This window comes from Bacillus sp. JZ39 (assembly GCF_053903145.1).
In genome coordinates this window covers 2,720,993-2,733,204 of the sequence record NZ_CP096389.1, presented here as the reverse complement: position 1 = coordinate 2,733,204, position 12,212 = coordinate 2,720,993, and the positions used below count along the sequence as shown (strand labels likewise).

Below are 12,212 nucleotides of genomic sequence, written 5' to 3'. Positions count from 1 at the left end.
CAGGAGGTTCTTCAAATGGAAAGCACAATGAGTCCTTATTTTGGGATTGTCGTATCACTTGCTGCATTCGGCATCGGCACCTTTTTATTTAAGAAAACGAAAGGCTTCTTCCTTTTCACTCCTTTGTTTGTTGCCATGGTGCTGGGGATCGCATTTTTAAAAATCGGCGGTTTTTCCTACGCGGATTATAATAACGGGGGAGAGATCATTAAGTTTTTCCTTGAACCGGCAACGATCGCATTTGCAATTCCTTTGTACAAACAAAGAGATAAGCTTAAAAAATACTGGTGGCAAATCATGGCCTCCATTATTGCCGGCTCTATCTGCTCTGTCACGATTGTTTATCTGCTCGCTAAAGGCATTCATCTCGATTCGGCCGTAATGAAAAGCATGCTTCCGCAGGCGGCTACAACGGCAATTGCGCTTCCTTTATCAAAAGGCATCGGGGGCATCAGCGACATCACAGCCTTTGCGGTCATCTTTAACGCTGTCATCGTATATGCGCTCGGAGCATTGTTCTTGAAGGTGTTTAAAGTGAAAAATCCGATTTCTAAAGGATTGGCTCTTGGAACATCCGGACATGCACTTGGTGTAGCGGTCGGGATTGAGATGGGAGAAGTTGAAGCTGCGATGGCAAGTATTGCTGTTGTCGTAGTAGGAGTGGTAACGGTTCTGGTCATCCCTGTGTTCGTGCAGCTGATCGGAGGATAAGCCAAGGCTGAATGCCTTGGCTTTTTTTATTTTATGGTGCGTCTTCGGGATCGATATACCCTTGTTTAATGCCCCATTCTACTTGATCGTCATGCCACTTTTTTCGTTCTTCATAACCATAACCATCGTCATCAGGAAGCTCTGAAGCTGGCTGTTGAATGGTTTTATCTGTCTGACTCGAGGAAGATGGTGGATTTTTACTATTAGATGAGGGTGCCTCGGTCTGCTGCCGTTGTGCCTGTGATTGCCGCTTTTTCTCAGCGTTCGCTTTCTGCTCTTTTTGGATTGCTGCCTGCCGCTGTCTTTCAAGTTCAGCTTGTCTTTTTGCTTCCGCTAATCGCTGATTCTCTGCCGCCTGCTGCTCTGCTAATCGCTGTCTCTCTGCTTTTTCCTCCTGCTGTTTCTTTCGTTTCGCCTCCCGCTCTTTTTCAAGCTTTTTCTCTGCGGCGATTTGTCTTTGCTTTTCAGCTTCTTCTTTTGCCTTCCGCTTTCCTAACTCAGTAGCAAGTGGACTCTCGAACTTCATGTCCAATGAAACGGGTTTTAGTTTTTTTAGCTCTTTCTCCAGCCCCTTTTGAGGAAATGCTGCAGTTGTCTTAACAGTTTCGACTTTTGATTCGGAAGATGTGCTGCTATTCGAGCAACCGGTTAATATCAATGTGAAAAATAAAGCAAGCTGTATCAGTTTGTTCATGTGTCAGGCTCCCTTCTGCTTCTTATATCGGTCAGAGATTAACTTTGTTTTACATTTCTTCCTGTCGGTGGTTTTGTTGTAAATTGCGAAATAAGGGGGGAATTGTTGGTTCTTTGCATTCTGGGTGGGGATGAAAGATTTTCTTTTTCTCTCTTGCGCTCATAGAAAACCCATGTTACAATGTAAAAGTTGTTCCGGATAAGTCGTCCTTGACTAAAGATCCGGTATTGTGTAGAATAGTTATTGAATTGAATATAAATCACAAGCAGAAGCACCCGCTTCTCACCTGATTGACACATGCATGTAGTTGGCAGGTTGACCGTACATTTTTATTGATACAGATGTTCGTAGTGTGGGTGTTTTATAATGCCCACACTTTTTGTTTGCCTGCAAAATGCATTCAAAATGAGTTGTGAATCAATTCGAAGAAACTATGGAGGTGGCTCATTATTAGCAAAGATCAATTGGTTAATGAGGGTATCCGTGCACGTGAGGTCCGTTTAATCGGACAAAATGGCGACCAGCTTGGAATCAAGTCCCGTCAGGAAGCACTTGAAATCGCCGGCCGCGCAAATCTTGACCTTGTGTTAGTTGCAGCGAATGCAAAACCGCCTGTCTGCCGAATCATGGACTACGGTAAGTTCCGATTTGAGCAGCAGAAAAAGGAAAAAGAAGCACGCAAGAATCAAAAAATCATTAACTTAAAAGAAGTTCGGTTAAGTCCGACAATCGATGAGCATGACTTTAACACGAAATTGCGCAATGCGATTAAATTCCTTGAAAAAGGCGATAAAGTGAAAGCTTCTATCCGCTTTAAAGGACGCGCAATCACTCATAAAGAAATCGGTCAGCGTGTATTAGACCGTTTCTCCGAAGCATGTGCTGAGGTTGCGACAGTCGAAACAAAACCAAAAATGGACGGCCGCAGCATGTTCTTAATGCTCGCACCGAAAAACGAAAAGCAATAAGGAGGAAATCCCATGCCAAAAATGAAAACTCACCGCGGATCTGCTAAACGTTTTAAAAAGACAGGTTCTGGGAAGTTAAAACGTTCTCACGCGTACACAAGTCACTTATTCGCCAACAAATCTCAAAAGCAAAAGCGTAAGCTTCGCAAGAGTGCTGTTGTAAGCGCAGGAGACTTCAAACGTATCAAACAAATGCTTGCTAACATCAAGTAATCGGATAAGGAACAATTAGGAGGGAAATTCAATGCCAAGAGTAAAAGGCGGAACTGTTACACGTAAGCGTCGTAAAAAGGTTCTTAAATTAGCAAAAGGTTATTTCGGTTCAAAACATACATTATACAAAGTAGCTAACCAGCAGGTCATGAAATCTGGAAACTATGCTTTCCGTGACCGTCGTCAGAAAAAACGTGATTTCCGTAAACTTTGGATCACTCGTATCAACGCAGCTGCTCGCATGAACGGCCTTTCTTACAGCCGTTTAATGCACGGTCTTAAGCTTTCTGGTATCGAAGTAAACCGTAAAATGCTTGCTGATCTTGCTGTAAACGATCTTACTGCATTCAATCAGCTTGCTGATGCTGCTAAAGCTCAATTAAACAAGTAATCATATAGAGCCGCTCTCCAGCAGAGCGGCTTTTTCTATATAAAGGATGAGGCAACATGATTATTGCTGCTTATTTGGTGTTGATTAATCTGTGCGGTTTTTGGGTGATGGGCATTGACAAACGCAAAGCGCAGCAGCACAAGTGGAGAATTTCTGAAGACCGGCTGTGGCTGATAGCCATCGTGTTTGGAGCGCTCGGTGTCTGGCTTGGCATGCAAACCTTCAGACATAAAACGAAACACGCTTCTTTTAAGTACGGAGTACCGCTTCTTCTGGTAATTGAAGCGATTCTCATCGCTATTTACTACAGCCCGTTTGATTTATAAAAAGCAGAAAAGCGTTTAACGCTCTTCTGCTTTTTTTGCGAGTTTAATGGGCTGGTCCCAGTCAATCTTACAATTTGGATATCGTTCCAGCACTTTTTCTTCAATGCTCTCAAAATCTTTTGCAGAGAAATGCTTCAGCTTCTCAGGAGATTCTGTCCAGACAAAGATCGTGTGAATAAACAGCGGATGATCCTTGGAAGGAATATGCTTTTCTCCCTCAAAAAGCACGCCTTTATACGTCAGCTGAAAATTCTTCCGGGTATTGTTTTGTTCATCAATAATATAAAAATGTTCTTTTGATTGGGCCAGCTTAAGCCTTCTCTTAGGATTCGCGACATATTTGACCACGGCATAAATACAATAAGCAAAAAGTGCAAGCAAAATAATCCTTAGAACCATGACAAACATTGTGTGAAGGCACCTCCCTTATGGTGATGATCTGATGTAATACGAAAAGCATAGAAAAAGGTTTCACTTTTTCTAAAAGAAAGCTGTAAAAACATATACCCGATTTTCAAGTGAAATAGTCGTATGGTTAGCGCTATGTTTTGTATAATAAGAATGCAGGACTGATGAAGGAGGGTTTGGAACATGGCAAAATTAGATGAAACATTGACCATGCTGAAAGATTTAACAGATGCAAAAGGCATACCGGGCAATGAAAGAGAAGTAAGGCAAGTGATGAAATCATACATAGAACCATTTGCTGATGAGGTGACAACAGATCGCCTGGGCAGTTTAATTGCCAAAAAAACTGGTGCAGAAAACGGCCCGAAAATTATGATCGCCGGACATTTGGATGAAGTCGGCTTTATGGTGACACAAATCACCGATAAAGGCTTTATCCGTTTTCAAACCGTTGGCGGCTGGTGGGCTCAGGTTATGCTTGCCCAGCGCGTCACCATTGTCACAAAAAAAGGAGAAATCACAGGGGTTATCGGATCTAAGCCGCCTCATATTTTGTCTCCTGAAGCAAGAAAAAAATCAGTGGAAATAAAAGACATGTTTATTGATATTGGAGCTTCAAGCCGGGAAGAAGCCTTGGAGTGGGGTGTACTCCCGGGAGATATGGTCGTTCCGCATTTTGAGTTTACGGTCATGAACAATGAAAAATTCCTACTCGCAAAGGCCTGGGACAACCGCATCGGCTGTGCGATTGCAATTGATGTGTTAAGAAACTTACAAAACACAGACCATCCAAATATAGTGTATGGCGTCGGAACCGTGCAGGAGGAAGTCGGGCTGAGAGGAGCGAAAACGGCTGCACACACCATTCAGCCTGATATTGCGTTTGGTGTTGATGTAGGGATAGCAGGAGACACGCCTGGCATTTCCGAGAAGGAAGCGCAGAGCAAAATGGGCAAAGGCCCGCAGATTATCGTTTATGATGCATCTATGGTCTCTCACAAAGGTTTGCGCGATGCAGTTGTGGCAACTGCAGAGGAAGCCGGCATTCCCTACCAATTTGATGCCATTGCCGGCGGCGGAACTGATTCGGGTGCCATCCATTTGACGGCAAATGGCGTTCCTGCGCTGTCCATTACCATTGCAACCCGCTACATTCATACGCACGCGGCCATGCTGCATCGTGATGATTATGAAAACGCGGTAAAGTTAATTACAGAAGTCATTAAGAAGTTAGACCGAAAAACGGTTGACGAAATTACGTACCAATAAAAGATACGGAAGAATCCGCCTATTGAGGCGGATTCTATTTTTTTGTCTGTACAAATTACAGCATAGTGACTACAATAAAGGGGATACCGAAAATTTCCTGAACATGACGATATACGATACGCAGCTCGATTTGATAGGAAGGGAGGATAAACAATCTAATTTGTAAGCGCTTTCTAATATAAAGGAGGTTAAACAAAATTGAAAAAGAAAAAAACATGGAAACGCTTCTTACATTTTTCGAGTGCAGCTCTGGCTGCAGGTTTGATATTCACTTCTGCTGCTCCCGCAGAGGCAGCGTTTTGGGGTGCATCCAATGAACTGCTTCATGACCCGACTATGATTAAAGAGGGGAGCTCATGGTATGCGCTCGGAACAGGGCTTACTGAAGAACGGGGACTGCGGGTTTTGAAGTCTTCAGACGCTAAAAATTGGACCGTACAAAAATCCATTTTCACTACACCGCTATCGTGGTGGTCCAATTATGTGCCGAATTATGGCCAAAACCAGTGGGCGCCGGACATCCAATACTATAACGGCAAGTACTGGCTGTATTATTCCGTTTCTTCTTTTGGAAGCAATACATCTGCCATTGGCCTGGCATCTTCAACAAGCATCAGTTCGGGGAGCTGGAAGGACGAGGGCTTGGTGATTCGTTCGACAAGCTCAAATAATTATAACGCCATTGATCCGGAGCTGACATTCGACAAGGATGGCAACCCGTGGCTTGCATTCGGCTCGTTTTGGAGCGGCATTAAGCTGACTAAGCTCGATAAGAGTACGATGAAGCCTACAGGCTCGCTCTATTCGATTGCAGCTAGACCGAATAATGGAGGTGCCTTAGAAGCTCCTACTCTTACGTATCAAAATGGGTATTACTATTTAATGGTTTCATTTGATAAATGCTGTGACGGGGTAAACAGTACGTACAAAATTGCTTACGGAAGGTCCAAAAACATTACAGGTCCTTATCTTGATAAAAGCGGAAAAAGCATGCTTGAAGGCGGAGGCACCATTTTGGATTCGGGCAATGACCAATGGAAAGGACCTGGAGGCCAGGATATTGTGAACGGAAACATTCTTGTTCGCCATGCCTATGATGCCAATGACAACGGCATTCCAAAGCTTCTTATCAATGATTTGAATTGGAGTTCGGGCTGGCCGTCCTATTGAATCAAAAAGCCGGGCTCTGCCCCCGGCTTTTTTTAAAAGAAAAGATTGACAGTATAATAGTCAATTACTATAATGAAATTGTTCGTACAAATATTTATTTATAGGTTTATTTTCTATTATTAGTACGTATCTTTTGTATTTGAAAGCGTTTTATTTTATGAGAAAGGGGCAGTTTACATGCTTCAGACAAAGGATTATGAATTCTGGTTTGTGACAGGAAGCCAGCACCTATACGGGGAAGAGACGCTGGAACTCGTAGATCAGCATGCTAAAAGCATTTGTGAGGGGCTCAGCGGGATTTCTTCCAGATATAAAATCACTCATAAGCCCGTCGTCACTTCACCGGAAACCATTAGAGAGCTGTTAAGAGAAGCGGAGTACAGTGAGACATGTGCTGGCATTATTACATGGATGCACACATTTTCCCCTGCAAAAATGTGGATAGAAGGCCTTTCCTCTTATCAAAAACCGCTTATGCATTTGCATACCCAATATAATCGCGATATCCCGTGGGGTACGATTGACATGGATTTTATGAACAGCAACCAATCCGCGCATGGCGATCGTGAGTACGGTTACATCAACTCGAGAATGGGGCTTAGCCGAAAAGTCATTGCCGGCTATTGGGATGATGAAGAAGTGAAAAAAGAAATGTCCCAGTGGATGGATACGGCGGCTGCATTAAATGAAAGCAGACATATTAAGGTTGCCAGATTTGGAGATAACATGCGTCATGTCGCGGTAACGGACGGAGACAAGGTGGGAGCGCATATTCAATTTGGCTGGCAGGTTGACGGATATGGCATCGGGGATCTTGTTGAAGTGATGGATCGCATTACGGACGACGAGGTTGACACGCTTTATGCCGAGTATGACAGACTATATGTGATCAGTGAGGAAACAAAACGTGACGAAGCAAAGGTAGCGTCCATTAAAGAACAGGCGAAAATTGAACTTGGCTTAACCGCTTTTCTTGAGCAAGGCGGATACACAGCGTTTACGACATCGTTTGAAGTGCTGCACGGAATGAAACAGCTGCCGGGACTTGCCGTTCAGCGCCTGATGGAGAAAGGCTACGGGTTTGCCGGTGAAGGAGATTGGAAGACAGCGGCCCTTGTACGGATGATGAAAATCATGGCTAAAGGAAAAAGAACTTCCTTCATGGAAGATTACACGTACCATTTTGAACCGGGAAATGAAATGATTCTGGGCTCTCACATGCTTGAAGTGTGTCCGACTGTCGCTTTGGATCAGCCGAAAATCGAGGTTCATCCACTTTCGATTGGCGGCAAAGAGGACCCTGCGCGTTTTGTATTTAACGGCATCAGCGGTTCTGCCATTCAAGCTAGCATTGTTGATATTGGCGGGCGTTTCCGCCTTGTGCTGAATGAAGTCAACGGCCAGGAAATTGAAAAAGATATGCCGAATTTACCGGTTGCCCGTGTTCTCTGGAAGCCGGAGCCGTCATTGAAAACAGCAGCGGAGGCATGGATTTTAGCCGGCGGTGCACATCATACCTGCCTGTCTTATGAACTGACAGCGGAGCAAATGCTTGATTGGGCGGAAATGGCGGGGATCGAAAGTGTTCTCATTTCCCGTGATACGACAATTCATAAACTGAAACACGAGTTAAAATGGAACGAGGCGCTTTACCGGCTTCAAAAGTAGAGGGGGATGTCACATGGCTTACACAATAGGGGTTGATTTTGGAACTTTATCAGGAAGAGCGGTGCTCGTTCATGTCCAAACAGGGAAGGAACTTGCGGCTGCTGTAAAAGAATACAGGCATGCTGTCATTGATACCGTCCTTCCAAAAACGGGTCAAAAGCTGCCGCGCGACTGGGCGCTGCAGCACCCTGCTGATTACCTCGAAGTCTTGGAAACAACCATTCCGTCTTTACTCGAACAGACGGGCGTTGAACCGAAAGACATTATCGGGATTGGAATTGATTTCACGGCATGTACGATCCTTCCTATTGACAGCAGCGGGCAGCCGTTATGCATGCTGCCTGAATATGAAGAGGAGCCGCACAGCTATGTGAAGCTCTGGAAGCATCATGCGGCCCAAAAACATGCTGATCGGCTCAATCAAATCGCGGAAGAAGAAGGAGAGGCTTTTTTACAGCGGTACGGAGGAAAAATTTCATCAGAATGGATGATTCCAAAGGTCATGCAAATTGCCGAGGAAGCGCCTCACATTTATGAAGCGGCTGACCGGATCATCGAGGCTGCGGACTGGATCGTGTACCAGCTGTGCGGCTCGCTCAAGCGAAGCAATTGTACCGCAGGGTATAAAGCGATGTGGAGTGAAAAAGCGGGGTATCCGTCAGATGATTTCTTTGAGAAATTAAATCCTTCAATGAAAACGATTACAAAAGACAAATTGTCAGGTTCTATTCATTCAGTAGGAGAAAAAGCCGGCAGCCTGACTGAAAAAATGGCAAAACTGACAGGGCTTCTCCCGGGAACGGCTGTTGCGGTTGCCAATGTGGACGCTCATGTTTCCGTACCGGCGGTCGGCATTACAGAGCCAGGGAAAATGCTGATGATTATGGGAACCTCAACGTGCCATGTTCTTCTTGGTGAAGAGGTGCATATCGTTCCAGGTATGTGCGGCGTTGTGGACAACGGAATTCTCCCGGGATATGCGGGATATGAAGCCGGGCAGTCCTGTGTCGGCGATCATTTTGACTGGTTTGTGAAAACATGTGTCCCGCCAGCTTATCAAGAGGAAGCAAAGGAAAAAAACATTGGCGTTCATGAGCTGCTGAGTGAGAAAGCAAACCATCAAGCGCCAGGTGAAAGCGGCCTGCTTGCTTTAGATTGGTGGAATGGAAACCGTTCAACTCTTGTTGATGCAGATTTAACAGGGATGCTGCTTGGCATGACCCTGCTGACGAAGCCTGAAGAGATTTATAGAGCGTTAGTTGAAGCGACAGCTTACGGAACCCGGATGATTATCGAAACATTCAAAGAAAGCGGTGTTCCGATTGAGGAACTATACGCAGCCGGCGGAATAGCTGAGAAAAACCCGTTTGTCATGCAGATATATGCGGATGTGACAAACATGGACATTAAAATCTCTGGTTCACCGCAAGCACCAGCCTTAGGATCTGCCATTTTCGGCGCGCTTGCAGCAGGCAAAGAAAAAGGCGGCTACGATGACATCAAAGAGGCAGCGGCGAACATGGGAAAACTGAAAGATATAACTTATACGCCAAATGCCGAAAACGCCGCGGTTTATGAAAAATTGTACGCTGAATATAAAGAGCTGGTTCATTATTTCGGAAAAGAAAACCATGTCATGAAACGTCTGAAAACGATCAAAAATCTTCAATTTTCATCTGCCGCCAAAAAGAATTGATAAAGGGTGATGGAGCATGCTTGAAACATTAAAAAAAGAAGTGCTGGCTGCCAACCTGAAGCTTCAAGAGCATCAGCTGGTAACCTTTACGTGGGGAAATGTCAGCGGCATTGACCGTGAAAAAGAAAGAATTGTCATCAAACCTAGCGGAGTCGAATACAGCGACCTGACAGCCGATGACTTGGTTGTTTTGAACCTTGATGGAGAGGTCGTCGAAGGCTCGCTTAAGCCTTCTTCAGATACACCTACCCATGTTTATTTATATAAAGCCTTTCCGAATATCGGGGGAATTGTCCATACCCATTCTCAATGGGCGACAAGCTGGGCGCAATCGGGCAGAGACATCCCTCCGTTAGGCACGACCCATGCTGATTATTTTGACAGTGCGATTCCATGTACTCGAGAAATGTACGATGAAGAAATCATTCATGACTACGAACTGAATACAGGAAAAGTCATAGCGGAAACCTTTCAGCATCATAACTACGAACAGGTGCCGGGTGTGCTCGTGAATAATCACGGACCGTTCTGCTGGGGCACTGACGCCTTAAATGCCATTCATAACGCAGTTGTATTAGAAACGGTTGCCGAAATGGCCTATCACTCCATTATGCTGAACAAGGATGTAACCCCAATCAATACAGTCCTGCATGAAAAGCATTTTTATCGAAAACACGGAGCAAATGCGTATTATGGCCAGTCATGATACGCCTGTGTCACCGGCTGGCATTCTGATTGACTTGGACGGTACTGTATTCAGAGGAAATGAGTTGATCGAAGGAGCAAGAGAAGCGATCAAAACGCTTAGGAGAATGGGAAAGAAAATCGTCTTTTTAAGCAACCGGGGGAATATCTCCCGTGCCATGTGCAGAAAAAAACTTCTTGGCGCGGGGATTGAAACGGACGTAAACGACATTGTTCTGTCATCAAGCGTGACAGCGGCTTTTCTGAAAAAACATTATCGTTTTTCAAAGGTATGGGTGCTTGGGGAGCAAGGCTTGGTTGACGAGCTGAGGCTGGCCGGTGTGCAGAACGCGAGCGAACCGAAGGAAGCGGATTGGCTCGTGATCTCCCTTCATGAAACGCTCACGTACGACGATTTAAATCAAGCCTTTCAAGCGGCTGCCAGCGGCGCTCGTATCATTGCTACAAACAAAGACCGCTCTTTTCCGAACGAAGACGGAAATGCCATTGATGTGGCTGGAATGATTGGGGCGATAGAGGCTTCCGCACAAGCGAAGACTGAACTTGTTGTCGGAAAACCGTCATGGCTGATGGCGAAGGCTGCCTGTACAGCAATGGGGCTGTCCGCACATGAATGCATGATTATAGGAGACAGCATTGAATCTGACATTGCGATGGGGAAGCTTTATGGCATGAAAAGCGCCTTAGTGCTAACTGGTTCTGCGAAACAGGGTGAACAGCGTTTGTACACGCCGGATTATGTGCTGGATTCTATTAAGGATGTAACCAAATTGGCTGAGGAGGGGATTCTGATATGAATCGTATCGCAGCTGACGTTCAGCGTGCTTTTGAACACGCCGGAGAAAAGACGTTGCCTATAAAAGTTGAAGAAATTGTTCTCGGTAAACAAGCAGCTGATTCGCTTTTGAATTATGTAAAACAAAAAAACAATAAACATATTGTCCTTGTCTGCGACGCGAATACACACCGCATTGCAGGAATTGATTTAGAAAACCGACTGAATCAAGCAGGATTTCAGGCCGAGTGCCTGATCATTCCAGAAAATGAAGCCGGAGATGTGACAGCTGATGAACGATCGCTCATTCATGTGCTGATCCATACGAAACAAACAACGGATGTCATGATCGCAGTCGGTTCGGGCACGATTCATGATATCGTCCGCTTTGCGGCGTTTCAAAGAGATTTGCCGTTTATTTCTTATCCGACTGCTCCATCTGTAGACGGTTTTACATCAGCCGGTGCGCCGATTATTTTATACGGCACGAAAACAACCATTCAAACGAAGGCCCCATCTGCGCTGTTCGCTGATCTGGATCTATTAAAAGCGGCACCGCAGTCAATGGTGGCGGCTGGATTTGGTGACATGCTCGGTAAAATCACGTCTTTAGCAGATTGGGAAATATCCCGGCATCTTGCCGGTGAGCCTTATTCGCCTGCAGGAGCTAAGATTGTTCAGGAGGCGCTTGCTGCCTGCATTGAACACACAGAAGACATTGCGATGAAAACGGAAACTGGCATACGGGTTTTGATGAAGTCTTTACTTGTATCGGGGCTTGTCATGCTGGCATTAGATCATTCCCGCCCGGCATCAGGCGGAGAGCATCATATTTCACATTGGATTGAGATGGAATTAATGGAGAAAAAACGGCCACAGATTCTTCATGGGGCAAAGGTGGGCTGTGCAGCTGTTTTATTAACTGACACATACAGAAAGCTCGCTCAGGATGACGGGCTGAACGAATTTTCACCGAGTCGGCGGCAAGCCATCCAATCGGCTTATCAAACTCTCCCGGAAGGAGAAGTGCTGGCTGATTGGCTGAGATCAGCCGGAGGCCCTGCGTATTTTGACGAAATCGGTGTCGGGCAGGATTCCGTCAAGAATGCCTTCAGACATGCGCACACCTTAAGAGACCGCTGCACCGGATTAAGAATCATTAATGAAAACAAAACGCTGATCAACCATGGTCTATATGAATAGCCCGCACCTCGAATG

14 protein-coding genes and 1 other annotated feature are annotated in these 12,212 nt (G+C 45.3%); of the genes, 12 read left to right on the top strand and 2 right to left on the bottom strand.

Annotated features, from left to right (window positions below; translation table 11 throughout):
* Positions 1-15 precede the first annotated feature (15 nt).
* The gene (gene lrgB / locus M1D65_RS14070; RefSeq protein WP_003229482.1) at positions 16-711 is read left to right on the top strand and encodes an antiholin-like protein LrgB; all 696 of its coding nucleotides are present in this window, start codon (positions 16-18) and stop codon (positions 709-711) included.
* A 31-nt stretch (positions 712-742) separates the two neighbouring features.
* On the opposite strand, the gene M1D65_RS14065 is transcribed toward lrgB, so the two are convergent.
* Positions 743-1,405, bottom strand: a complete 663-nt coding sequence (locus tag M1D65_RS14065; RefSeq protein WP_041851081.1) for a hypothetical protein — start codon at positions 1,403-1,405, stop codon at positions 743-745.
* A 257-nt stretch (positions 1,406-1,662) separates the two neighbouring features.
* Positions 1,663-1,793, top strand: a sequence feature (ribosomal protein L20 leader region).
* A gap of 58 nt (positions 1,794-1,851) precedes the next feature.
* Here M1D65_RS14065 and infC point away from each other — a divergent pair.
* From infC to M1D65_RS14045, 4 genes are read left to right on the top strand one after another with little or no spacing between them, the layout of a single operon-like run.
* Complete coding sequence (gene infC, locus M1D65_RS14060; RefSeq protein ID WP_010886591.1) at positions 1,852-2,373, top strand: translation initiation factor IF-3; 522 nt, start codon at positions 1,852-1,854, stop codon at positions 2,371-2,373.
* A 12-nt stretch (positions 2,374-2,385) separates the two neighbouring features.
* Positions 2,386-2,586 (top strand): 50S ribosomal protein L35, encoded by a 201-nt coding sequence (gene rpmI / locus M1D65_RS14055; protein WP_003222418.1) that lies wholly within the window; start codon positions 2,386-2,388, stop codon positions 2,584-2,586.
* Between the two features lie 31 nt (positions 2,587-2,617).
* Positions 2,618-2,977, top strand: coding sequence for a 50S ribosomal protein L20 (rplT, locus tag M1D65_RS14050; RefSeq protein ID WP_003222420.1), 360 nt, complete (start codon positions 2,618-2,620; stop codon positions 2,975-2,977).
* 56 nt (positions 2,978-3,033) lie between these two features.
* A complete protein-coding gene (locus tag M1D65_RS14045; RefSeq protein ID WP_003229490.1) occupies positions 3,034-3,303 on the top strand; it encodes a DUF1294 domain-containing protein in 270 nt (89 codons plus the stop codon).
* Positions 3,304-3,318: 15 nt separating this feature from the next.
* Here the strand turns inward: M1D65_RS14045 and ysdB are convergent, their stop codons facing one another.
* Positions 3,319-3,711: a sigma W pathway protein YsdB gene (gene ysdB / locus M1D65_RS14040; protein ID WP_029318219.1), complete on the bottom strand. Its 393-nt coding sequence runs from the start codon at positions 3,709-3,711 to the stop codon at positions 3,319-3,321.
* Between the two features lie 183 nt (positions 3,712-3,894).
* Here ysdB and M1D65_RS14035 point away from each other — a divergent pair, with 183 nt between their 5' ends.
* From M1D65_RS14035 to egsA, 7 genes are all read left to right on the top strand, one after another.
* A complete protein-coding gene (locus M1D65_RS14035; protein ID WP_024573509.1) occupies positions 3,895-4,980 on the top strand; it encodes a M42 family metallopeptidase in 1,086 nt (361 codons plus the stop codon).
* Between the two features lie 198 nt (positions 4,981-5,178).
* Entirely contained in the window at positions 5,179-6,150 is a 972-nt protein-coding gene (gene abnA, locus M1D65_RS14030) for an arabinan endo-1,5-alpha-L-arabinosidase AbnA (RefSeq protein WP_015251497.1), read from the top strand.
* 177 nt (positions 6,151-6,327) lie between these two features.
* The gene (araA, locus tag M1D65_RS14025) at positions 6,328-7,818 is read left to right on the top strand and encodes an L-arabinose isomerase (RefSeq protein WP_041851079.1); all 1,491 of its coding nucleotides are present in this window, start codon (positions 6,328-6,330) and stop codon (positions 7,816-7,818) included.
* Positions 7,819-7,831: 13 nt separating this feature from the next.
* Positions 7,832-9,514, top strand: a complete 1,683-nt coding sequence (gene araB, locus M1D65_RS14020) for a ribulokinase (protein ID WP_326154448.1) — start codon at positions 7,832-7,834, stop codon at positions 9,512-9,514.
* Between the two features lie 16 nt (positions 9,515-9,530).
* Positions 9,531-10,220: an L-ribulose-5-phosphate 4-epimerase gene (gene araD / locus M1D65_RS14015; RefSeq protein ID WP_003229501.1), complete on the top strand. Its 690-nt coding sequence runs from the start codon at positions 9,531-9,533 to the stop codon at positions 10,218-10,220.
* Positions 10,198-11,016 (top strand): sugar-phosphatase AraL, encoded by an 819-nt coding sequence (araL, locus tag M1D65_RS14010; RefSeq protein ID WP_072173639.1) that lies wholly within the window; start codon positions 10,198-10,200, stop codon positions 11,014-11,016. Before araD ends, araL begins: the two co-directional genes overlap by 23 nt.
* Positions 11,013-12,197: a sn-glycerol-1-phosphate dehydrogenase gene (gene egsA, locus M1D65_RS14005; protein ID WP_326154445.1), complete on the top strand. Its 1,185-nt coding sequence runs from the start codon at positions 11,013-11,015 to the stop codon at positions 12,195-12,197. The genes araL and egsA overlap by 4 nt, the downstream gene beginning before the upstream one ends.
* The last annotated feature ends 15 nt before the right edge of the window (positions 12,198-12,212 follow it).